The sequence below is a fragment of the Sphingomonas sp. 77B genome (genome assembly GCF_056497825.1).
In genome coordinates this window covers 1,154,469-1,177,794 of sequence record NZ_JBWMBY010000001.1, presented here as the reverse complement: position 1 = coordinate 1,177,794, position 23,326 = coordinate 1,154,469, and the positions used below count along the sequence as shown (strand labels likewise).

At 67.9% G+C, this 23,326-nt stretch carries 13 protein-coding genes, 1 pseudogene and 1 CRISPR repeat array; of the genes and pseudogenes, 6 read left to right on the top strand and 8 right to left on the bottom strand.

Translation table 11 applies throughout. The features are described 5' to 3' along the window. The first annotated feature begins 45 nt into the window (after window positions 1-45). The 6 genes from AC1GI4_RS05335 to AC1GI4_RS05310 all read left to right on the top strand — a co-directional run bounded on the left by AC1GI4_RS05335 (window position 46) and on the right by AC1GI4_RS05310 (window position 10,629). Window positions 46-813: an SDR family NAD(P)-dependent oxidoreductase gene (locus AC1GI4_RS05335; RefSeq protein ID WP_479628829.1), complete on the top strand. Its 768-nt coding sequence runs from the start codon at window positions 46-48 to the stop codon at window positions 811-813. Continuing rightward, the gene (locus AC1GI4_RS05330; RefSeq protein WP_479628828.1) at window positions 810-1,772 is read left to right on the top strand and encodes a glycoside hydrolase family protein; all 963 of its coding nucleotides are present in this window, start codon (window positions 810-812) and stop codon (window positions 1,770-1,772) included. The genes AC1GI4_RS05335 and AC1GI4_RS05330 overlap by 4 nt, the downstream gene beginning before the upstream one ends. Before the next feature lie 38 nt (window positions 1,773-1,810). Continuing rightward, window positions 1,811-5,833 carry a Pls/PosA family non-ribosomal peptide synthetase gene (locus tag AC1GI4_RS05325; RefSeq protein WP_479628827.1) on the top strand — a complete coding sequence of 1,341 codons (4,023 nt, stop codon included), beginning with the start codon at window positions 1,811-1,813 and terminating at the stop codon, window positions 5,831-5,833. Continuing rightward, window positions 5,830-6,381, top strand: a complete 552-nt coding sequence (locus AC1GI4_RS05320) for a 4'-phosphopantetheinyl transferase superfamily protein (protein WP_479628826.1) — start codon at window positions 5,830-5,832, stop codon at window positions 6,379-6,381. Before AC1GI4_RS05325 ends, AC1GI4_RS05320 begins: the two co-directional genes overlap by 4 nt. Further along, the gene (locus AC1GI4_RS05315) at window positions 6,378-6,932 is read left to right on the top strand and encodes a GNAT family N-acetyltransferase (RefSeq protein ID WP_479628825.1); all 555 of its coding nucleotides are present in this window, start codon (window positions 6,378-6,380) and stop codon (window positions 6,930-6,932) included. Before AC1GI4_RS05320 ends, AC1GI4_RS05315 begins: the two co-directional genes overlap by 4 nt. 292 nt (window positions 6,933-7,224) lie before the next feature. Next, a complete protein-coding gene (locus tag AC1GI4_RS05310) occupies window positions 7,225-10,629 on the top strand; it encodes a S8 family serine peptidase (RefSeq protein WP_479628823.1) in 3,405 nt (1,134 codons plus the stop codon). Between the two features lie 16 nt (window positions 10,630-10,645). Here AC1GI4_RS05310 and AC1GI4_RS05305 read toward each other — a convergent pair. The 8 genes and pseudogenes from AC1GI4_RS05305 to AC1GI4_RS05270 form a co-directional block, all read right to left on the bottom strand. Next, a pseudogene (locus AC1GI4_RS05305) lies at window positions 10,646-11,354 on the bottom strand (IS5 family transposase); the annotation flags it as partial. Window positions 11,355-11,362: 8 nt separating this feature from the next. Beyond that, window positions 11,363-17,186: direct repeats of the CRISPR family, unit length 29 nt; unit sequence GGGTCGATCCCCGCGGGTGCGGGGGAGCC. 60 nt (window positions 17,187-17,246) lie between these two features. After that, window positions 17,247-17,573 (bottom strand): type I-E CRISPR-associated endoribonuclease Cas2e, encoded by a 327-nt coding sequence (cas2e, locus tag AC1GI4_RS05300; protein ID WP_294274137.1) that lies wholly within the window; start codon window positions 17,571-17,573, stop codon window positions 17,247-17,249. Further along, the gene (cas1e, locus tag AC1GI4_RS05295) at window positions 17,574-18,488 is read right to left on the bottom strand and encodes a type I-E CRISPR-associated endonuclease Cas1e (protein WP_479628822.1); all 915 of its coding nucleotides are present in this window, start codon (window positions 18,486-18,488) and stop codon (window positions 17,574-17,576) included. After that, complete coding sequence (locus AC1GI4_RS05290) at window positions 18,488-19,255, bottom strand: type I-E CRISPR-associated protein Cas6/Cse3/CasE (protein ID WP_479628821.1); 768 nt, start codon at window positions 19,253-19,255, stop codon at window positions 18,488-18,490. Before AC1GI4_RS05290 ends, cas1e begins: the two co-directional genes overlap by 1 nt. Beyond that, window positions 19,252-19,986 carry a type I-E CRISPR-associated protein Cas5/CasD gene (gene cas5e / locus AC1GI4_RS05285; protein ID WP_479628820.1) on the bottom strand — a complete coding sequence of 245 codons (735 nt, stop codon included), beginning with the start codon at window positions 19,984-19,986 and terminating at the stop codon, window positions 19,252-19,254. The genes AC1GI4_RS05290 and cas5e overlap by 4 nt, the downstream gene beginning before the upstream one ends. Continuing rightward, window positions 19,983-21,203: a type I-E CRISPR-associated protein Cas7/Cse4/CasC gene (gene cas7e / locus AC1GI4_RS05280; RefSeq protein ID WP_479628819.1), complete on the bottom strand. Its 1,221-nt coding sequence runs from the start codon at window positions 21,201-21,203 to the stop codon at window positions 19,983-19,985. Before cas7e ends, cas5e begins: the two co-directional genes overlap by 4 nt. Further along, window positions 21,193-21,756: a type I-E CRISPR-associated protein Cse2/CasB gene (gene casB, locus AC1GI4_RS05275; RefSeq protein WP_332753418.1), complete on the bottom strand. Its 564-nt coding sequence runs from the start codon at window positions 21,754-21,756 to the stop codon at window positions 21,193-21,195. Before casB ends, cas7e begins: the two co-directional genes overlap by 11 nt. After that, entirely contained in the window at window positions 21,746-23,245 is a 1,500-nt protein-coding gene (locus AC1GI4_RS05270; RefSeq protein ID WP_479628818.1) for a hypothetical protein, read from the bottom strand. The genes casB and AC1GI4_RS05270 overlap by 11 nt, the downstream gene beginning before the upstream one ends. Window positions 23,246-23,326 lie beyond the last annotated feature (81 nt).

The following is a 23,326-nucleotide window of genomic DNA, read 5'->3' as shown; positions in this document are numbered from 1 at the left end:
ATGACAAGAATCGTTACGGGCTTTCATCCATGAAAGGAGAAGCCGGTGGCATCGCAGACGGTGATCGTGACGGGAGCGGAATCGGGCATAGGCGCGGCCTGTGCCGAGGCGTTCGGGGCAGTCGGGGCCAAGGTCGCCGTCCTGTTCCACAGCGATCAGGCCGCCGCCGACGTGACCGCCGAGGCGGTGCGCAAGGCGGGCGGCGAAGCGATGACGGTACAGGTCGCGGTCGATGACGAGGCCTCGGTCGACAAGGCTTATGGCGTGGTCGAGCGGCAATGGGGCCCGGCCGATGTGCTGGTCAATTCGGCCGGGGTCAATATGGCGGGCATCGCGGTACGCGACATGACGCTGGCGCATTGGCAGCGCATGATCGAAACCGACCTGACCGGCGCCTTCCTGACGTCGCGCCGTTTCCTGACCGGGCGGGGCGAGGCGAAGGGCGATGCGACGATCCTGCAGATCTCGTCGATCCACGCTTATGCGGTGCGTGCGGGCGGTGCGGATTATTGCGCGGCCAAGGGCGGGCTGACCACGCTGGTCGAGACGCTGGCCATCGAAGAGGCGCCGCGCGGCATCCGGGTGAACGCGATCGAGCCGGGCATGATCCTGACCCCGATGAATGCCAAGGCGCAGGCCGATCCCGCCTATCGTGCCAGCCTGGAGAAGAACATCCCGATCGGCCGGGCGGGCAACGCCTCGGAGGTCGCGGACCTTGCCGTCTTCCTCGCCTCCGACAAGGCGCGGTACATCACCGGCGCGCGGATCGTCATCGATGGCGGCCTGTCGCTGATGCAGGCGCTGGGCGCATGACGGTTCCCGACGCGAACAGCCCGGTCGCCGATCCGCATCGCAAGGACCGGGTGGCCGATGCGACGCTCGACCTGGACTTCAACGTCAAGCGGATCGAGGATGTGACGCTCGACGGCCCGCCGGAGCTGATGGCCCGCGACCTGATGAGCCCCTATGTCTGGCGCGAGGCGGATGGCCGCTGGGGCATGATGGTTCGTGCCGTCGTGCGCCCCGGCGAGACACTGACCGATACCGGCGTCATCTGGTCGGGCTGGAGCGAGGACGGGCGGCACTTCACGATGCTCGATACGCCGTCCATCGCGCCGGGGCCGGGCGAGCATGATGCTGGCGGGGTCGAGGACCCGACGGTCGTTCGCACCGAGGACGGCTATATCGTCTATTATTCCGGCGTGCTGGCCGACCATGCGCATGGCGAGCTGTCCTATGCCAGCGGGCCGTCGCTCGACCGGCTGGAGAAGAGCGGCGTCGCGCTTGCGTCCTCCAAGTCGGAGGGCAACACCAAGGAGGCGACGGTCGACCGGACGGCGGACGGGCGCTGGCGGCTGTTCTATGAATATGCCGCCGACGATGCTTCGCGCATCGGTCTGGCGATCGGCGAAGATGTCGCGGGCCCTTGGACCGAGCAGCCCACACCCTTCATGCCGCGCGAGAACAGCTGGGACGACTGGCATCTGTCGACCGGCCCGCTGCTGATTGACGACACGAACTGCCCGGTGATGTTCTACAACGGCGCGACCCGCGATGCGCGCTGGCGGATCGGCTGGGTCGCCTTCGATGAACATTACACCCGCGTCGTCGCGCGCGGGATCGAGCCGCTGATCCTGCCGCCGCCCGCCGACGATCGCGGCGCGACCGACATCGCCTTTGCCGCTTCTGTCGTGGTCGCGCCGGATGGTATCTGGCTTTACTATTCGCTGGAGGATCGGCGATTGTCGCGGGCATTGATCCGGCGCAGTTGAGCCGTCCTGTCCATGTCCTTGCGCAAGAAAGCCCGTTGATGCTCGGAGAGACCGAAGCCCCCGGTACCGCGGACGCTCATGCCCCGAGCATCCATGCCTCGATCGCCCCGGCACCCGCATTGCGGCCGGGGCGGCCCTATGCCCGTGACGAATTGCTGCATGAGCTGTTCGATGCGACCGTGCGCGACCATGGGGCCTCGATCGCGGCCCAGCTGATCGGCGCGGACGAGGAATATGCCCGACCCAAGGCCTGGACCTACGACATGCTTGCCCGGCGCAGCCTGTCGATGGCGCACCGGCTGCGCGCGCTGGGGGTGGGCAAGGGCGACCGCGTCGTGCTGTGCCTGCCGCGCGGGTTGGACCAGTATATGGCGATCCTGGGCGTGCTGCGCGCGGGGGCGGCCTATGTGCCTGTCGACTGGGGCTATCCGCAGGACCGTATCGCCTACATCATCGAGGATAGCGGCGCGGCGCTGACCATCACCACGTCTGCGCGGGCGGGCGAGATACCGGGCGAGACGCTGTGCCTGGACGCCGAACTGGGCGATCTGGCCGCCGAACCGGACGCGCCGCTGGGTCGCGACGTGACGGGATCGGACCCGCAGGACCTGGCCTATATCATCTATACCTCGGGCACGACCGGACGGCCCAAGGGCGTGATGATTACCCATGCCAATGCCTGCCACCTTGTCCGTTCCGAAAGTGCGATCTTGGCGCTGGAGCCCAGCGACATCGTGTTCGGCGGGTTCAGCCTGGCCTTCGACATGTCGGTCGAGACGATGTGGAGCGCCTTTTTCGTCGGCGCCAAGCTGCTCATAGCGACCGACGCCTTGGCCGCCAGCGGCCCTGACGTGGCGATCACGCTGGCCGAGGAAAAGGCGACGATCTGGCATGTCGTGCCCTCGCTGATCGCGCTGGTCGAGCATCCGGTGCCGACCCTTCGCCTTATCAACATGGGCGGGGAGGCATGCCCGGCCGACCTGCCGCGCCGCTTGGCCCGCCCCGGCCTGCGGCTGCTCAACACCTATGGCCCGACCGAGACGTCGGTCACGGCGACCTGGACCGAGGTGCAGCCGGGCAAGCGCATCACCATCGGCAAGCCGCTGCCCGGCTATACCGCCTGGATCGTCGACGAGCAGTTGCAGCCGGTCGAGGCGGGGCAGGAGGGCGAGCTAGTCATCGGCGGCCCCGGCGTCGGCGTCGGTTACGTCAACCGGCCCGATCTTACGGCCGAGAAATTCACCATGACCCCGTTCGACACGGTGTCGGGCGGGCCGGAGCGCATCTATCGCTCGGGCGATCTCGTCCGGCTGGACGCGGCGGGGGATATCGATTTCGTCGGACGCATCGACACCCAGGTGAAGATCCGCGGCTTCCGCGTCGAACTGGCCGAGATCGAGACGGTGATCGGCGAGGCGCCGGGCGTCGCTCAGACCGTCGTCCATCTGTTCACCGACGCCGATGGTTCGGAATTTCTGGCGGCCTTTTTGGTCGCGCGGAACGGTGAGACGATCGACATCGCCGACATCAAGGCGCGCGTCACCGAACGCCTGCCCAATTACATGCGTCCCGCCGCCTATCAGTTGATGGCGGCGCTGCCGACCTTGCCCGCCTCGGGCAAAGTCGATCGCAAGGCACTGGCAAAGCCGGAAATCACCATCGACACCGGCCGCACGATCGAGCCGCCCGCCACCCCGATGGAGGAAAAGCTCCACGCCATCTGGACCGAAGCCTTTGCGCCGCAGCCGGTGTCCGTCACCGACGATCTGTTCGAGGATCTGGGCGGCCATTCGCTTAAGGCCGCGCGGCTCGTCTCGGCGGCGCGCAAGGTCGCGGGGCTGGAGGGGCTGTCGCTGGAAGACCTCTATGCCGCGCCGACTATTCGGGCGCTGGCCATTCGGATCGGCGGCGCGGCGGCGGTCGCGGTGCAGACCGAGGAGAGCTTCCACCGCGTGCCCGAATGGAAGCGATGGCTGTGCGTCGCGGCGCAGACGGTCGCGTTGTTGCCCGTCTATACCATCGCCGGGCTGCAATGGTTCTTCCCCTATGTGGCCTATACCCATCTGGCCGGACGGATGCCGCGTATCGACGCGCTGATCCTGAGTGCCTTGTTCTTCACCATCGTGCCGGTCGCCTCGATGCTGTTCTCGATCGCGGCCAAATGGCTGATCGCGGGGCGGTTCAAGGCGGGGGACTATCCGCTTTGGGGCGGCACCTATTTCCGCTGGTGGCTGGTGCGGCGGATCATCGCGGTGACGGCGACCCCCTATCTGGCGGGTACGCCGATGATTCGGGGCTATTACCGAATGCTGGGCGCCAAGATCGGCAAGCGCGCCTATATCGGCAATGGTGTGATCGACACCGCCGACCTGTTCGCGTGCGGCGACGATGCCATCGTCAGCGACCAGGCGGTGATGGCGACCAGCTCGGTCGAGCGCGGCCTGTTGAGGCTGGGCACGGTGACGCTGGGCAACCGCGCCTTTGTCGGCGGGCAGTCGGTGGTCGGTCGCAATTCCGCGCTCGAGGATGACGCGATCCTCGATGACATGGCCGCGCTTCCGGCCGAGACGGTGATCCCCGCGCGGCAACGCTGGACCGGGTCGCCCGCCGCCTTCGACCGCATGGTCGCGCCGGGCGAGGCCATCACCACGGGCAAGCGCGCCGGGCCGTCGATCGCGATCTTCATCGGCGCGCTGCTGCTGCCGATCATCGCCATCCTGCCGATCGCGCCGGGCCTGATCGCGCTGATCGAGCTGGATTGGGCGACGACCGGCTATGGGTACATGCTCGTCTCGCCGTTGCTCGCCGCGACCTATATCGTGATGATGTGCGTGCTGACCGTGCTCGCCAAGCGGCTGATCCTCGGCCGGGTGAAGCCGGGCGTCTATCGCCTCGATAGCTGGTTCTATGTCCGTTACTGGATGGTCCGGCAGATCAATGACCTGGCGCTGCGGCTGCTGCACCCGATCTTCGCCACCCTCTATGTCATCCCCTGGTACCGCGCGCTGGGCGTCAAGGTCGGGCGGCGCGCGGAGATTTCGACCGCGAGCGCCATCGTCCCCGATCTGGTCGAGATCGGGCCGGAGAGCTTCATCGCGGACTCGGTGATCTTCGGCGCGGCCAAGATCGGCCATGGCACCATCGAACTGGCGCATACGAAGATCGGCCGCCGCAGCTTCATCGGCAATTCGGCGCTGCTGCCCACAGGCGCGCAGATCGGCGACGAGGTGCTGATCGGCGTCCTCTCCAAGCCACCCGAAGACCCGACCCTCGCGACCGAGGCGGGCAGTACCTGGTTCGGCTCGCCCGCGATCAAGCTGCCGGTGCGGCAGGTCGCGACGATGTTCGACGAAGGCGCCCGCTTCAACCCGTCGCGCGGCCTGATCGCCACGCGCCTGTCGATCGAGGCGATCCGCACCATCCTGTCGCTGACCGCCTTCCTGGTGTTCTTCAGCGCGCTGTTGTCGATCGTCGGCGATCTCGACGATCTGGAGGAGGGTGGGCTGGTCATCATTTCGGCCTTCCCGTTCCTCTATGTCGGTTTCTGCCTGGCCTGCGGGCTGTTCGTGCTGGCGCTGAAATGGCTGGTCGTCGGGCGCTACGGGGCACGAACCGCACCGCTGTGGAGCACCTTCGTCTGGCGCACCGAACTGGTGACGGCGACCTATGAGAACCTCGCGGTCGCCAACCTGCTGGAGCCGTTGCGGGGCACGCCCTGGATCGGTCTGTATCTGCGCCTGATGGGGGCGAAGGTCGGCAAGCGCTGTTACATCGACACGACCGACCTGACCGAGCACGACCTGGTGACGATCGGCGACGATGTCGCGCTCAACGATTATGCCGGGCTCCAGACGCATCTGTTCGAGGACCGCGTGATGAAGGTCGGCGCGATCAAGGTCGGCGACCGGGCCACCATCGGGTCGCTCGCCATCGTTCTCTACGATGCTGAAGTCGGCGCGGACGCGCAGCTGGGCGATCTGTCGGTGGTGATGAAGGGCGAGACGCTGCCCGACGGCACGAACTGGGAAGGCAGCCCGGCGCGGATCGTGACCGGGGCATGATCCCGCTGCGCCACGACGGGCCGCTCGACCGGCTGGCGTGGGACGGGGGCTCGCCGGTCGTGTGGCGCACGCCCGATCCGGGTCGCGGCAAAAGAGCGTCGTTGGCGGAGGCCCTGCTATCCCGGCTGGCGCAAGCCCCGGTGACGCTGGCGCGAAGTGCGACCGGCCAGCCGAAGGTCGCGTCTCCCCCGGGCTGGTATCTCGGCATCGCGGGGCGAGGGGATATGTGCCTGATCGCGGCGGCGCGGCAGCCGATCGCGGTGGATCGCGAGACGCTCGACGATGCGCCGCCGCTGTGGGACATGTTGACGTCTGCGGAGGCGCAGGCCGTGCGCGCCGCCCCCGATCCGTCGCGTGCCTGGCTGCGTCGTTGGACGATCAAGGAGGCGCACGCCAAGTTGATCGGCGACCCCCGCCGCATCGCCGCCGAGGCGATCGAGACGCGGTTGATCGACGACTGCGAAGCGACCGCGCACGGCGAAGGCGTTTCGCGCTGCTGGACCCGCGATCGGGACGGCGCGATCGAGACGGTGGCGATATGGGCGTGAGCGATGTGGCGGTTCGCCCCTATGCGGATAGCGACCGGGCGGACGTACTGGCGATCTTCGACGCCAACCGCGCCGACTATTTCGGGGCAGGGGACCGCGACTGGTTGATCGAGACGCTGGACGAACCGGACGGCCCCGCCTTCGTCGTGGCGATCGACGGCCGGGCGGCGGCGTTCGGCGGCTATGAGGTCTGGGACCATTACAACAAGGCACTGCTCTATTGGGGCATGGCGGCGTCTGACTATCACGGGTGCGGGCTAGGGCGGCTGTTGCTGCTCGCGCGGTTGCTGCATGTCGCGACCCATGCGGTGCCCGCTACCCGATATGTCACCGTCGACACCTCGCCACAGGTGGCGCCCTTTTTCCTGCGCTGTGGGTTCGAGCAGACCGCCGTTTGGCCGGAGGGCTATCGCTCGGGCATGACGATGCACGAGTTGCGCTTCGACCTGGCGACGATATCGGTCGACGTGCTGGCGAAACGCCGGGACGATGCGCTGGCGGCGGTGCGAGAGAAACTGGCTGCCCGAAACGGGTATCGCATGCGCCGGTGATCCGGGGCGAGGTCACACCCTGCCGCACCCTCCAAAGGACATCATGCACTTGTCGGCTGCCACGAACGATTCGCTCCGCGGAGGCGGGGGGCATCGCGTTGCGGTCGGCTGATCGGCAAGCCGATATGCCTTCCGCTACGTTATACGGCCTTGTTGCGAAGACGAAACAGAATTAAATTGCAAGCGATTGCAATCGATCCATTTTCGGAGTTGACAGCCCCTACCGCTCGTGAAAACCCCGTCACCCATAACTCGATGTTATTAATGGGTATTAAGGGGGAATAGCGTGGGGGTGGGCATTTCTCGCGTATCGTCGCTGGCGATCGCTGCATTCTGTTTCGTTCAGGCCGGATCTGCCGTCGCGCAGAGCCAATATGTTCCCCCCGCGCCGACGGGCGGCTATGTCATGGCCAATGGTCAGCGGACGGCGGACTATAACGCGGCGCTGGCGTCGTGGCGGCAGGACAAGCAATTCTCGGTCGATTACACCAAGGGCTATCTGGGGCTGGAATATGCCTATGTCCTGGGCCTCTCGGGCAAGGGGCAGACGATCGGGATCAACGATGCGGGCGTGGCGATGGACCACCCGCTGTTCGCCGGATCGGGCAAGATTTCCGGGCTGCGTACGCCCATTCCGTCGACCTATGGCAATGACGGCCTGGTCAATCCCCGGCGTCCCTGGGAAATCCATGGCACCCATGTCGCGGGCACGGCGGCGGGCGATCGGCTGGCAAACGGGGTGATGTTCGGCAACGCATTCGGCGCGAACATCCTGTCGGCCACGACCAATTTCTCGGCAGGCGATTTCCTGTGGTGGCGCGACCAGATCCTCGATAATGTCACGGTCGCGACCGCGCAGGAGAATATCCCGGCGCTTGCCGAGACCGGGCGGGTTCGGATCATCAACAACAGCTGGGGCTCGACCGCGACCCAGCCCTATACGCTGACTCCGGCCCAGGCGCGCGGTGCGTTCCAGCAGGCGCTGGGCAATTTCTACGATCCCGTCCTGAAGAACGACGTGCTGGTCGTGTTTTCGGCAGGCAACGGGTCGGGCGTCCATGCCAGCATCGATGCGGTGACACCGCTGAGCGATCTGCGGCTGCGCTCCAACTGGCTGTCGGTGGCGAACTACCGGGCGAACGGCATCGCCGATCCCAGCACCAGCCTGTGCGGCCAGACCGCGACCTGGTGCGTGGCCGGGCCGGGCAACTCGGTCGTGTCCGCCGCGCCGACCTATCTGGTCGACGGCACCGCGATCCGCGCCAGATATACCCGCGCCATGTATCCGACCATCTATGCCGCAACGACCCTGACCCAGTTGCAGAACGCCGCGGTCAATACGTGGCTGGGCGTGCTGAACGACTATCTCAACCGGCGTGACGCGGCCAAGGCATCGGGGCGCTTCTTCGACGAGGATGCCGAACGGACCAAGGTGGCGCAGCAGGCGGTCGGCATTTCGCTGGCCTATGGCGCGCGGTTCATGACGCCCGATCCCGACGGCTATACCAGCCGTCTGGCGCAGATTCTGACCATATCCGGCAATGTCGCGCTGGTCGGCCGGGACTTTTCCTATTCGGTGCTGACCCAGGCCAATGCGATCATCACCGCCGAACTTCAGAAATACATCACCTTCACCGGGCCCGGCTATGCCGCGCTGACCGGCACGTCGATGGCGGCGCCAAACGTCTCGGGGTTTGCCGCACTGCTGATGGAGTATTTCCCCGAATATAATACCGGCCTGATCTCGGACATCCTCGTGTCGAGTTCCAAGGACCTGGACGCGCCGGGCGTCGACCTGCGCTCGGGCTGGGGGGCGCCGCAAATGGCGGTGGCGCTGCGCGGGCCGACCGCGTTGCGTGACACGCGCGAGGTGACGGTGGCTTCGGGCACGACCGATATCTGGAGCAACCCGATCACCGACGCGCGCGACCGCTATTCGGCCGAGGTGCTGGCGGGCTTCCCCAACGATATCGGCGGCCTGGTCAAGCGTGGCGGCGGCGAGCTGATCCTGACCGCCGCCAACAGCTATAGCGGCCCGACCCGCGTCGAGCAGGGGCAGCTGACCGTGGACGGCAGCCTGACCCGTTCGGCGGTAACGGCGGTGTCCAGCGGTATCCTCGCGGGCAATGGCAGCGTCGCGTCGCTGACCGCCGGGTCGGGCGGCATCGTCTCGCCGGGCAGCACCGGGGCCTTCGGGACGCTGACCGTCGCAGGCACCGCCAGCCTGGGTTCGGGCAGCCAGTTCGTCGCCGATATCGGCCCCGGCGGGACCTCCGACCAGCTGGCCGCGCGCAGCATCGTGCTGGGCGGCGGCACGCTGACGCTGCGGCCGGTGGATTATGTGCCGCGTTATGGCGACCGCTATACGATCCTGACCGCCTCGAACGGCATCACCGGCAGCTTCGGCGGCGCGACCGCGTTCAGCGCGATCCTCTATCCCGAATTGAGCTATAGCGCAGCCCGGGTGACGGCCGCGGTGGGGGCCAGGCCCTATGCCAGCGTCGTGGCGGCGACACCGGTGCAGACCGCCTATGCGCGGCTGCTCGACGCCAACCGTTCGGCCTATGCCAATTTGCGCGGCACCTATGACCTGCTCGACCTTCAGGATGTCGGCACGATCCGGACCAGCCTGGAGGCGATCGCACCGCGAGCCGAGGCGACGCGCCAGGCGATCGGCACCACCGCGACCGACAATATCGCACGCTTCTATCGCGATCGCCTGAACGGCATGACGCCCGACGGCTTTGCGGGCGGAACCGTCGCGATGATCGGCAAGCCGCTGGAGTTCGCCGCCAACGCCATCGTCACCCCCGGCCGCCCCCAGACGGTCAGCGACACGCCGACCAGCATGGTCCGTGAAGCCATGCTGCCCGACAATGTCTCGGCCTATCTGGCCGGGGGCTATGTCGACGGCTCGGGCGCGATCATGCCCGGCACCATCGGTGGCCGCGATCCGTTCGATGGCTTCTATATCGCGGGCGGTGTCGAGGCGCGGGTGTCCGACACGGCGGCGCTGGGCTTCGGCCTGTCCTATTCGGACATCGACGGCGACCCGCGTTTCGGCCAGTCGGCCAAGGGCGAGCTGATCCAGGGTACACTCTACGGACGTCTGGGCGGCACGCTCGGCCCCGCGCTCGATGCGCAGTTCGGGGCGGGCGTGTACCAGTCCTCGACCCGGCGGCAGGGCAGTTTCGTCGGCACCCCGTTCGACCTGCGGTCGCGCGACAATGCGCTGGCGCTGTCGAGTGAGGTGGGGGCGAGCTATACCAAGGGCAGCGGCGCGGTGCGCTTCGGTACGCGCGTGGCGATCCGCACCAGCAGCATCGATTTCACCCCCACCGGTGAGACGGGCACCGGCCCGGCGCTGACATACGGACGCGACCGCTTCCTGAGCATCCAGGGCCGCGCGGGGCTTCAGATCGACGCGACCGAAGGCGGCTTCCGCCCCTTCGCAACGGCCTATTATGTTCATGATTTCGAGGGGCGGCCGGGCTATTTCAACGCCGGTTTCGCGGGAGGCACGCAAGCGCAGGCGCGTTTTCTGACTGCAACGCAGGACCGCAACTGGGGCGAGATCAGCGCAGGGATCGCCTATCGCTCGGGCCGGGCGACCGTCTCGCTCGCGGCGGACTCGACCGTGGGCCGCGAGGATGTCCGCAACCAGTCCTATCGCGCCGGGCTGAAGCTGTCCTTCTAGGTCCCATCTGCATGTTGCGCAGCCAGATCATGGCGCATGCGAGATGTACGAAGCCCATGGAGTCGGTGATGGTTTTCTCGCAGCGTAGGGCGATGCGCCGGAAGCGTTTGAGCTTGTTGAAAAAGCATTCGACCTGATGGCATTCCTTGTAGAGCCGCCAATCGATGGGCGGTTCGGCTCGGATTGGCCTTGATGTGCGCGGTGGCACCAAGGTCGTCGGCGATGAAAGTACGCAGCGGATCGGCGTTATAAGCGGCATCGGCGATAACATGGCCGACACCCTTCAAGCCCGTCAGCGGCGTCTCGGCCTCTGGGCGATCGCCGCGTTGGCCGGGTGTCGGATGGATACGGAGGCATCTACAGCTGCATACAATTTGGTCGTTAAGCCATCCCGAGATCGCCCGATCGCGGCAGCTTCAGCCCCCCTTTGCGCCTGCCGCATCTGCATGGACTTTCGAGATGGTGCTGTCGATGAGGACGTACTCGAAGTCCGGCGTATCGGCCAGGCTATGGAAGAGTCGTTCCCATACACCGGCATGCGACCAGCGTCGGAACTGGGCACGCACCCCTGTCCACTTGCCGAAGACCTCTGGCAGGTCGTGCCAGCGTGCCGCATTGCCAGCCAGCCACAGGATCGCGTCCACGAACAGCCGGTTGTCCACGCCGCTGCGGCCGCGCGTCCCCGCGTGTGCGGGGGAGCCTAGCCCATGCCGCTCTTGGGGCACCCAAGGCAGGGTCGATCCCCGCGGGTGCGGGGGAGCCTTCGCCGGGACCTGATCGGGCAGCTCGTCACGAGGTCGATCCCCGCGGGTGCGGGGGAGCCCGGGCCGAGGAGCCGATCACATTCGCGCTTACGGGTCGATCCCCGCGGGTGCGGGGGAGCCGCCGATAGAGCGGATGATCCTTGGCCTTCTGCGGGTCGATCCCCGCGGGTGCGGGGGAGCCTCCGTGAGGTAACGGCGGCCCTCGCCGGGGCGGGGTCGATCCCCGCGGGTGCGGGGGAGCCTGACCGACCTTACCGCCCTGCTCCCCCGCCTCGGGTCGATCCCCGCGGGTGCGGGGGAGCCGGTCTGTATCGCTACTGCCATGCGGTCGATCAGGGTCGATCCCCGCGGGTGCGGGGGAGCCGGAACTCAGAAAGAGAACCTCAACGCTCCTGGGGGTCGATCCCCGCGGGTGCGGGGGAGCCATGCCTGCTTCATCACGGATATTCGCTATCGCGGGTCGATCCCCGCGGGTGCGGGGGAGCCGCCGACGAATGGTCGATCGTGTCATAGCCGTTGGGTCGATCCCCGCGGGTGCGGGGGAGCCTCGGCTGCGGCCCCGGCGTCCTGCTCCTGTTCGGGTCGATCCCCGCGGGTGCGGGGGAGCCTTGGCGACGTTTGTCCCGAGCCCCCGGACATAGGGTCGATCCCCGCGGGTGCGGGGGAGCCTTGGATCAGCCCGGCCAGCGCAATGAGGCAGAGGGTCGATCCCCGCGGGTGCGGGGGAGCCTCGCCGACGACATGCCATTGCCCACGGCACCAGGGTCGATCCCCGCGGGTGCGGGGGAGCCGTCGCACCCCCGCCACTAGTGGAACGTCACTAGGGTCGATCCCCGCGGGTGCGGGGGAGCCCATCAGCTATATCGAAGACGGTGTCTCGGTCAGGGTCGATCCCCGCGGGTGCGGGGGAGCCCCCAGCGCATCGGCACTCTCACCGAACAACAGGGGTCGATCCCCGCGGGTGCGGGGGAGCCTAAGACGCTCGCGGCCGGGCTTTCGTCGGCTGGGGTCGATCCCCGCGGGTGCGGGGGAGCCCGCGGCGATAACGAGACAACGGATCATGGGAACGGTCGATCCCCGCGGGTGCGGGGGAGCCGGAGCTGTCCACCACGCTGGTGGCCAATGAGACGGTCGATCCCCGCGGGTGCGGGGGAGCCCGGGACGCGTGCCCAGCTGCTCTGCCAAGCGCGGGTCGATCCCCGCGGGTGCGGGGGAGCCAACACGCCCTCTGTGACGCCGCTTTCAGCACGGGGTCGATCCCCGCGGGTGCGGGGGAGCCCCCTCGACATAGGTGAGAACGCCGTAAGGCTTGGGTCGATCCCCGCGGGTGCGGGGGAGCCTAACGCCAATGGCGGTCGACGTCGGACATCAAGGGTCGATCCCCGCGGGTGCGGGGGAGCCCGTAAGTATAGCCGTAATAACGGCTAACCCTTGGGTCGATCCCCGCGGGTGCGGGGGAGCCCGCAATGCCTTTCCGGTCGAAGACGCGCAATGGGGTCGATCCCCGCGGGTGCGGGGGAGCCTCGGGCGAGGCGCGTCCCGACGTGGATCGACCGGGTCGATCCCCGCGGGTGCGGGGGAGCCGTCGTGGAAACCCCGGCTATCACGGCCGGCAAGGGTCGATCCCCGCGGGTGCGGGGGAGCCCGGGGTTCAAGCCTCCCGGCGGGACGTGCGCGGGGTCGATCCCCGCGGGTGCGGGGGAGCCCTTGCTCGCGCCGTTGGCGATGGCGATCGACAGGGTCGATCCCCGCGGGTGCGGGGGAGCCTGGGCTTTTCCGTAGCAATCCTAGCGATCATCGGGTCGATCCCCGCGGGTGCGGGGGAGCCCATTAACAGCTTTGCTTTGCAGACTGCCAATAGGGTCGATCCCCGCGGGTGCGGGGGAGCCAAGTGCAGTCGCGCTTTTGATATTCTAAGATAGGGTCGATCCCCGCGGGTGCGGGGGAGCCCCGCAAAGGAGCGCATCGCCCCCCTGCGATCCGGGTCGATCCCCGCGGGTGCGGGGGAGCCGTTCATGATTACGAATTCGGGGAGCGATCCTAAGGTCGATCCCCGCGGGTGCGGGGGAGCCTCGTCGAGATAGACCCACGTCGAGCCATATTCGGGTCGATCCCCGCGGGTGCGGGGGAGCCGGCAAGCTGCCGTCCCTCCCAGACTTCGAAGAGGGTCGATCCCCGCGGGTGCGGGGGAGCCTCGGCGCGGATCGTGACCTTGTTCTTGACGAAGGGTCGATCCCCGCGGGTGCGGGGGAGCCGCCAGCAGGTGTTAGCAGCGCGCGGTGCTGCTGGGTCGATCCCCGCGGGTGCGGGGGAGCCGACTGCGCACGCGTCGACCGCGCGCCGCAACCGGGTCGATCCCCGCGGGTGCGGGGGAGCCGGGCAGGATGTGTCCGAAACCGAGTTGGAATTGGGTCGATCCCCGCGGGTGCGGGGGAGCCTGGAGTGCGCAACGGTGATTTGTGTCGACTTGGGGTCGATCCCCGCGGGTGCGGGGGAGCCTGCGCCCAGACCTTCGCCAGGCGGTCGCCGACGGGTCGATCCCCGCGGGTGCGGGGGAGCCGCGGCTGGCGGCGCACCGGCAATCGGCGTCGCGGGTCGATCCCCGCGGGTGCGGGGGAGCCAGCTAGGCGGGGCTTCTGTTCGGTCTTGTGCGGGGTCGATCCCCGCGGGTGCGGGGGAGCCGCGAGGCCCCGTGGCCAGCATCCCCCAAATCCGGGTCGATCCCCGCGGGTGCGGGGGAGCCCGATTGCAAGGGGAAGGGGATCGATAAGCACGGGGTCGATCCCCGCGGGTGCGGGGGAGCCGGGCGTGCGATTCACGGCCGATCAGGATACTGGGGTCGATCCCCGCGGGTGCGGGGGAGCCGGCGATCGACCCTTTGATCGCGTCGATATCCTGGGTCGATCCCCGCGGGTGCGGGGGAGCCTCCCAAAAGGTCCGTTTTGTATCGAAAACGCCGGGTCGATCCCCGCGGGTGCGGGGGAGCCCTTTACTGCCTCCTCGGTAAGGCCTGCATAGAGGGTCGATCCCCGCGGGTGCGGGGGAGCCGCCTTGCCGTTGTCGTTCATGTCGAGGCCGACGGGTTGATCCCCGCGGGTGCGGGGGAGCCGATCGCCGGATTGGCTAGATGGTAAGCCAAGGGGGTCGATCCCCGCGGGTGCGGGGGAGCCTTCGTTTCCTGCTGATCGGCCGGGAGCTCTGGGGGTCGATCCCCGCGGGTGCGGGGGAGCCGACGAACCATTCTCGATCAGCGCCAGATTGAAAGGTCGATCCCCGCGGGTGCGGGGGAGCCGTTCAGTCCGAGCTCGCCTTTCAGCCGGGGCTGGGTCGATCCCCGCGGGTGCGGGGGAGCCTTTGGTATGCCGTGCGACGATCGGGTCTGGTCGGGTCGATCCCCGCGGGTGCGGGGGAGCCGGTTCTTCGCGGGGAGGGTCAACCGATGATCGGGGTCGATCCCCGCGGGTGCGGGGGAGCCACCTGGGCTGATGCTCCCACCGCGCGCATTGAGGGTCGATCCCCGCGGGTGCGGGGGAGCCACGCGCGCGCGCATCGTCTGCGGATCGTTCCAGGGTCGATCCCCGCGGGTGCGGGGGAGCCTCGGGAGCATCCGGAAAAAGGGATTTTGCGCAGGGTCGATCCCCGCGGGTGCGGGGGAGCCGGCATGAGCGGGTTAACCGTTAGTCCGATCAAAGGTCGATCCCCGCGGGTGCGGGGGAGCCCGTCACAGGTGTCGTCGTTGCCGACATGGTCGGGGTCGATCCCCGCGGGTGCGGGGGAGCCCGCTTTATCAACATGGGGGCGTTCGGCATCCTGGGTCGATCCCCGCGGGTGCGGGGGAGCCTGAACGGGCACGGGCAGAAGACGCAGCTTTTCGGGTCGATCCCCGCGGGTGCGGGGGAGCCATCACCCAGACCACCAGCGATTTCCCGGTCCTGGGTCGATCCCCGCGGGTGCGGGGGAGCCCGCATCTTCCCACTCACCAGACCGCCGGATTCGGGTCGATCCCCGCGGGTGCGGGGGAGCCTATCTGGAGCCGCGCGCCGGACATCATCGACAGGGTCGATCCCCGCGGGTGCGGGGGAGCCTAGGCCTTCGCCAGATCGAGCGAGGCCTGGGCGGGTCGATCCCCGCGGGTGCGGGGGAGCCGGCAGCGGCTGTATGATCACCCCCTCGACCCGGGGTCGATCCCCGCGGGTGCGGGGGAGCCCGTCACAGGTGTCGTCGTTGCCGACATGGTCGGGGTCGATCCCCGCGGGTGCGGGGGAGCCGATGACACGGGCGCGCCGATCACGCCGTTTCCGGGTCGATCCCCGCGGGTGCGGGGGAGCCGTCGAGATTTGCCCACGGATCGGGCTTGGCTAGGGTCGATCCCCGCGGGTGCGGGGGAGCCGTCGGGTTTTCCACTTTCTGCTCGATGATAACGGGTCGATCCCCGCGGGTGCGGGGGAGCCCCTCGACGTGCCCCATTGCTATTGCTACGGAAGGGTCGATCCCCGCGGGTGCGGGGGAGCCGTGAAGTCGATTTCCCGGTCAAGCTGGACTTGGGGTCGATCCCCGCGGGTGCGGGGGAGCCGCGCTCGCGGTCCACAAGTGGAAGCCGGTTACGGGTCGATCCCCGCGGGTGCGGGGGAGCCTGCTATGCGTGAAATAAACAAGGCTGGTGGCAGGGTCGATCCCCGCGGGTGCGGGGGAGCCTTCATTTATTAAGAAAACAGAAGGACTACAGGGGGTCGATCCCCGCGGGTGCGGGGGAGCCCGCGGATTAGTTCAAGCCATAAAAACAAAAAAGGGTCGATCCCCGCGGGTGCGGGGGAGCCGCGTAAGCACGATTATAAGTGGCGACCGTATTGGGTCGATCCCCGCGGGTGCGGGGGAGCCCTAGTAATAATCGGTGGTGCGATCCGTTGGTGGGGTCGATCCCCGCGGGTGCGGGGGAGCCGTATCCTTGGCCTTGGGCGAACCCTTTGCCTTGGGTCGATCCCCGCGGGTGCGGGGGAGCCTGCCACCTTTAAGTGAAGAAGAAACATTAAGTGGGTCGATCCCCGCGGGTGCGGGGGAGCCTAAACCTGTTGACTTTAATTGGGAAGGATAGAGGGTCGATCCCCGCGGGTGCGGGGGAGCCAATGGCGTTAATGGAACAGTTAGCGCATCACAAGGTCGATCCCCGCGGGTGCGGGGGAGCCTGCCAAGGAAACTGGCCTTGTTTGAATGCTAAGGGTCGATCCCCGCGGGTGCGGGGGAGCCTGCCAAGCCGCTTAATGTAAAAGACCTTCCCGGGGTCGATCCCCGCGGGTGCGGGGGAGCCATCCAGACCGGAGATAAACCGTCTGAAACATAGGGTCGATCCCCGCGGGTGCGGGGGAGCCAAAGTAATAAAATGAAGATCGAACTTAAGAAAGGGTCGATCCCCGCGGGTGCGGGGGAGCCGGCCAATAAAACCAATGCCGCGATTGCCAATAGGGTCGATCCCCGCGGGTGCGGGGGAGCCTGGCAATGTGTGTAATCCTTGTGGTATTCGTCCGGTCGATCCCCGCGGGTGCGGGGGAGCCGCCCGAGGTGGAGGTGGAGAATTGAATACGGAGGGTCGATCCCCGCGGGTGCGGGGGAGCCGCGTGGCGTCTGGTCGGGATCGCGGTTGCTTGGGGTCGATCCCCGCGGGTGCGGGGGAGCCCCCTGCTGTGCGCGCCAAGTGCCGTCGATAGGGGGTCGATCCCCGCGGGTGCGGGGGAGCCATCCGGTTCGTCACGTCTCCCTGGTGATCGACGGGTCGATCCCCGCGGGTGCGGGGGAGCCTCTGCTAGGCAGATCGTTGATTTCGTTCACGATGTCAAAGATCATTCGACGAGCCCAGCCTTACGACGTTTCTCCGGCACGGATGCGGGAGGACAAAGCGCGGCGCACCAGCAGGATGCCTTCGTGCGATACGACATCCTTGGGCGGCTCCCCCAGGGTCAGCAGTCCCAACCCGCCCGCCGCCGCCGATTCCGCCCAGCACATCACGATGCTGCCGCGGCGCAGGCGGGTGTGCCATTCCTCAACCACGGTCCAAATGCGGGTGCGGACGCCCGCGCTCATGCGGGGCTGGGCATAGACGCCCGGTGCCAGTTCCAGCATGGCGGATCCCAGGAAGCCGCGATAGCGATCCTCGACGTCGCGGGTGATGACCATGGTCAGCGGCATTCAGGACGTCATCGGTACGGGCGGCAGGGGCACGGCGCCGTCCTCGCCGCCGCCGCCGGGCATCAGCAGGGTCTTGATCCGGTCGATCATGCCCGGAATGACGCTGCGCTGGCGAAAGAGCAGGGCGGCGCGCTTGCGGACCAAGCGTTCGATCGGGGCGGCGCCACGCGCCCTGGCCTCGCGCACCGCGCCGAAGGCGATGTCGAGCAGCACGTCGTGGCGATAGAGGTCGGCGATGTCGAGGACGAAGCTCTGCCCGGAATCCTCATGCACGAAGCCCAGTTGGGGGATCGCGCCGGTCGCGGCCACCGCGACGCTGGCGGCGGCGGTCATCGCCGATCCGGCATGGTTGATCGCCTGGTTGGCGAGGTCGCCCGCTTCCGGGTTCTCGCGGTCATAGCGGCGGCCGTTCCAGCCGATGCCATGGCGCTCGGCGGCAAGGACATAGGCGCGCTTGATCCTGGCGCCTTCCTGGCCGCGCAGCACGGCGATGTCGCGGGTGCGCACGATCTCGCCGAAGCGCATCGCATACATGGCGCGGGCGACCTCCATCCGCTGCTTCGGGTCGGACCAGCGGCGGACCTGCGCCCGCGCCAGTGCCGAGCTGTCGGGCATCAGCGGCGGCGCGGTATAGAAGCGCACCGCCCCCTCGCCAATGGCCGCCAGCGCGCAACCGTGGCGGGCCAGCAACCTCAGCGCGTCATGGGTGACACTGGATCCCGGCCCGAGCAGGATGATCGATATGGAATGATAGGGGATCTGATAGTCGCCCGCCTCCATCGGCCCGCCGCCCGCGGTGACGAAGCGCAGGCAGCCATCCTCCACCTCCAGCCGCCCGCGCTCCAGCCAGACCAGACCATGCCGGTCGGAATGGGGGATGCGCGCCTTTTCCAGGCCCAGGCGGCCGGACAGCATTACCCGGCGCGTCCCGGCGGCGAGAGCAGCAACATCCCGAAACCGAAGGCGGCATGACGTCCGACGCCACCCGACAGCAGCGCGGCAAAGACTTGTGGGTCGGTGACGGTCAGCGTGCCGGTCATCACCGCGTCCGGGCCTTCAACGCTATGGTTGCGTGCGCCTTTTGCGGCATGGGTGCTGCGCCGGGTGCGGGAGCGCTGGAACATGCGCAATGTCGCGTCGTCGAGCATTGCTGCACCCTCCAGCCGTTTGGCCAGCCATGCGGTATAGACTGTTTCGCGATCGACCGTCCGGGTGTCGCCGCCCTGGGCCGCCACCCGCTCACAGGCGCGGACATAGGCGTCGATCTCGCCCGCGCGGCGTTGCCAGGCATCGGCGCGGTCGCCGCGGGCGGCGCGAACCGACTTGCCGAATCGCACGACGGGGCGGACGCGCAGGTCGAAGCCATAGCGGGCGCCGTCGCGCCACGTCTCCGGCATGGCCTGGCTCTGCGGTATGCCGAACAGATCGGCGAGCAGGCCCTCGGTCGGCGGCAGCGCGGCGGCCTCGTCCAGCGCGGCAGGGTCGCCGACATAGCCGAGCAGATGGGCCCCGCGCGCATGGTCGGGCAGATAGCGGACGGGGCGGGGGGCGGCGTCGCCGAACCGGGCCGCGAGCGCGGCGTGGAGCGCATAGCCCGCGTCATCGTCGCTCAGCCGCCGCTCGGCCGCGAAGATGGCGAGCGCCTGCGGATCGATGCCGATCCGAACGAGGTGCAGGCTCATGCCGCCGCCTTCGGCCAGGCGATGCGGCCGTGGATCACGCGGCGAAGCCCGGCATGGACGCCCGCGGGCCAGTGGCGCTCATCGGTCAGTTCCTCCTCGCGCGCGCCGGTCGCGACGGTGTCGCCGGTCTGCTCGCCATAAGGCCATTGCGCGCGCAATGTTTTCTGATGGGCGGGCGGCTCGCGCAGCGTCGCCAGTCCCGCGACCAGCGCGTCGAGGAGCGTCGCTGCCTCAATCACACCGAGCAGTAGCGGACGCGAAGGCAGGAACGGCTTGCGGCCGATGAACAGCGGTCGCTCGGGCCGGTCGAGCGCGGCGGCGAGCGTGTCGAGATCGGGGCCGTCTCCTTCGGCCAGCCGACAGGCGACCAGCACGCGCGCATCGGCATCCATGTCGCGGTAGCGGATATGCGGCGACTTATAGGTGTCCGCACCACCCGCGCGCCCTTCGACCCGGCCATGCGTGGTCCAGCCGCGGTCATTCGCCTCCAACTTGGCGGTCTGGAACTCGCGCTGCCGCTGCCCCTCGGCCACGCGCGCCGCGCCGATGGTCAGCCGCGCCTGCAGGGCGGCATGATGCGCGGTGTCATGGCGTTCCCAGCCCAGCGCGTTGCCGAACAGCCCCGCCACCATCGACTTGGCGGGGAAGTCGCGCACCACGCCATACGCATCGACGAGATCGCCGCCGAAACTCATCAGCGGCGCGTCGAGGTCCAGCAGCAAATGCCTCATGCGGTGATCCGCGCATCACGGACCAGCCCGCCCGCCCATTCGGCCAGCTGACGCAGGCTGCCGTCCGCCACGCCGTCCAGCTTCAGGTCGGCCATCGCCGCCTGGCGCCGCACCTCATCGGTTTCATACACCCGGTCCATCTCGGCGAGATGGGCGGTCAGCGCCGCCGCGCTCCGGTTGCCGAGCGAATGATTGGACTCGCGATCGACCAGCGCCACGGCGTCGCGAAACGCATTGGCCAGCGTGCGCGGCTGGCGGTCGCCTGCCTCGACCAGGACCAGTTCGGCGCGGCTATAGGGTGCGGTCGAGCCCTTCTTCGCACCCGGCGAGACCTCGGCGATCAGGTGGACCAGATGCTCGACGACCTGCGCCGCCAGCGCACGGTCATGCTCGCCCGTCCAGTCGGCGCGGTCGCAGCCGGTCAGGTTGGACACGAGCAGCGGCACATCGACCACGACATAGCCGTAATAGAGGCCCGAGGTCAGCTCGGTATCGAACACTCCCGCCGCGCCCGCATCGTCGCCCTGTTCGCGGTCGCGCAGATCGTCGACGACGGTGAAATAGTCGAGCTCGGCCTGTTCCTCATGCACGGTGAAGGCATGGGCGACATGGATCGCGGCGTCGCGATTGGCGCGCGTGTCGCTCGTCACCATACGGCCGAACAGCGCGGCCTCCAGCGAGGCGGCGAGGATATTCTGGTCGCGCAACTGGTTGAGGTTGGCTTTTTCCTCCTTGATCCAGGCTTCAGCGGCCGCCTTGGCCGATGGGGCATCGAGGTTCTCGGACAGCAGGCGCTCGGCCTGTTCGCGCATCCAGACCAGTTCGGGGCGACCGAACAACAGGGCTTGGCGGGACTGTTTGTCCTTGGCGTTCTTGCCGTAGAATTTGGTCAGGAACGCGAGTTCGACCGCATCGACCGCCTTTTCGTCGAAGCGGGCACGCAGAGGCCCCGTCACCTCGCGCTCGATCGCGATCTTGGAGCGAAGTCCCTCGACCCCGGACTGCTTGGCGAGCGTGCGGAGTGCATGGCGATCGTCGGCGACGCGCCAGTGCCGTTTCAGGCATTGCGAGGAAATGCGCGTCCGGGTCGCGTTGCCGAAGGGCAGGCGCTTGGCGAGGCCCGCATCGTCGCGATTGAGCAGCGCGCCGGGCCAGGCGGCCAGGAAATGGATCTGGATGAACTTCGGCGTCGTGGGCTTGGTCGTATCAGTCGTCACTCGAAGTCCCCTCTTCGGACCGCGCTTCGGCGGCATAATAGTCTTTTGCGATACGGATGCGGGCGTCCTCCGCCTTGTCGGGGTCATGGCCGATCAGCGCGAATAGCGTGCGCAGATTGACCGGGACCTGGCCCTTCTGAGCGAGCATCCGCACGGCGCGGATTATCTGCGCCTCCAGCCCCTTGCCGCGTGCCGAGGTCAGGCGCATCAGCCGGTTTTCCGACAAGCCGATCTCCTGAAAGGCGGCGCCCAGCGGTCGTCCCGTGGCATGCGGATAGAGGCCTGCCGTGCCCGACAGCAACGCCGCGCAATGCACCAGCAGCCGCCACGGCGCGAAGTCCCTGGGGTCGGACGGCGCGGTCAGGCCCGCCCGGTGCATCAGGCGGATGACGACGCCGTCGGCCTGATGGCTTTCGGTCAGATACATGCGGCGCAGCAGCGCGCGGTCGCCCGTGGACAGGAATGCAATCTGCCCGGCGATGGAATCGATCGCGCCCTTGTTGCGCTCCGGGGTGGCACCCGGCGCAGCCGGAACGGCGGCTTCACTCGCCATGCTGCACATCCTTCATCCACTTCCCCATCTGACCGTCGAGAAAAGAGCGCGCACGGGCAATGGCGCGGATGCGCCGGACCTCGGTGCGCGGGGCGGCTTCGGCTGCGGTGTCGAACACCTCGCTGGCGATAGCGCGCAGACGGGTCCGCCAGAGTATCCGGTGATTGCCCGCATCCCCCGCCGCTTCCGCCCAGAAGGGCGCGTCGAAGAACTCGCTGTCCACCGTGCGGTTGAACTGCTCCAACCAGCGCTCGGTCTTCTTCTTGGCAGCGTCATCGTCCAGCCGCGCCTTGTCGGGGCCGCCCTGCACCAGCGAGATAAGTGCCCGGCCCAGCCTTTTGCTCGCCTCATTCGCTTCCCCGGCGCGCTTTTCGGCGACCGCCCCAATCCGGTCGAGCGGTGCTTCCTCATAGGCGCTGATCGTTTCCCAGCGGCTGACCGGCACGCTGCGGCGGTGGAGCCCCTCGGTCTTGCCCTGTCCGCGCACCAGCGCCGCCGCGACGATCGACAGACCCTCACGGTCATCACCGTCATGCGGCTCGGACAGCAGCGGGCGGACAATCTTCTTCGCATCGAGCAGCGTCGCCATCTGGCGATAGGCGAATCCTGCGCCCGTCGGCGTATGGCTGGACGAGCGATCGGCCTTGATCGGCGCCCAGGGGTCTTCGGTCATGCCCTTCAATTCGGCGGCGGCGACCCGCGCGCATTTCGACCCTGCTGCCCGGGCCGTGATCGTACCGTCTTCCGCCCGCTCCAGCCGCACCCGGCGGCAGATCTCGACATAGAGTTCGTCCAGATCGCCATAGTTGAGCGATACCGTACCGTCCCACGGCACGGTCCAGAGCAGGGGAATACCGTCGCGTCGGTCTGGCCGGGCGCGGGCATGCTCGACCAAACGCAGCACGTCGCGCCGGAAACCCGCCGCCGCGCCGCCGCCGGGGCGTACACCCAGGCTCATCCGGCTGGCGAATCCGCCATTCATCCGCGACACGCCGTAATTACCCGCGCCCAGAAAGCCCTCGGTCGTCTGGAGTGTCACCAGCGCGAACAGCCAGTCCTGCTCGCTCGCACCGACCATCCGCTCCTGCTTCAGGTCGTGATTCTTCGCGGTGACGAGCATGTCGAGCGCATCGGGCGTCGGCAGCCGGTTCTTATAGGCCGCGCGGTCGGTCGCCGCGACGGTGGGCGGTTGCAGCAAGGCCGGTTTCGACCAGTCCTCGACGACCAGTTCCCACGCCTCGCCATCCGGCCATTCCGGGGTCAGACCGATCAGCAGGTCCCGCCATGCCGCCTCGCTGTCGGGCAGCATGTCCAGTCCGGCGCGGATCAGCGCCAGCGCGGCGACCTGTACGGTAAAACTGTGCCAGGGTTCGCGCTGATGCGGGCGCAGGGCAGGAAAGCTCCTCGCTTCGCCGCGCGCCAGGGCCGCAAATGCAGCGAACAGGCTGCCACGATGATCGCAGTCTTTATCGTCGCGCCATTCGATCATGCACTCGCCCCCGTATTTGAAAAATAAAGGCGGTTTCCTGATTCTCGTCAATCCGGGATCGGCATGGGGTTGCGATTATTC

Coding starts and splice junctions, on each gene's coding strand:
- AC1GI4_RS05330 (WP_479628828.1), top strand. CDS start 810: ATGACGGTTCCCGACGCGAACAGCCCGGTCGCCGATCCGCATCGCAAG.
- AC1GI4_RS05325 (WP_479628827.1), top strand. CDS start 1,811: ATGCTCGGAGAGACCGAAGCCCCCGGTACCGCGGACGCTCATGCCCCG.
- AC1GI4_RS05320 (WP_479628826.1), top strand. CDS start 5,830: ATGATCCCGCTGCGCCACGACGGGCCGCTCGACCGGCTGGCGTGGGAC.
- cas2e (WP_294274137.1), bottom strand. CDS start 17,573: ATGCCGCTGACCATGGTCATCACCCGCGACGTCGAGGATCGCTATCGC.
- cas1e (WP_479628822.1), bottom strand. CDS start 18,488: ATGCTGTCCGGCCGCCTGGGCCTGGAAAAGGCGCGCATCCCCCATTCC.
- AC1GI4_RS05290 (WP_479628821.1), bottom strand. CDS start 19,255: ATGAGCCTGCACCTCGTTCGGATCGGCATCGATCCGCAGGCGCTCGCC.
- cas5e (WP_479628820.1), bottom strand. CDS start 19,986: ATGAGGCATTTGCTGCTGGACCTCGACGCGCCGCTGATGAGTTTCGGC.
- casB (WP_332753418.1), bottom strand. CDS start 21,756: ATGGCGAGTGAAGCCGCCGTTCCGGCTGCGCCGGGTGCCACCCCGGAG.
- AC1GI4_RS05270 (WP_479628818.1), bottom strand. CDS start 23,245: ATGATCGAATGGCGCGACGATAAAGACTGCGATCATCGTGGCAGCCTG.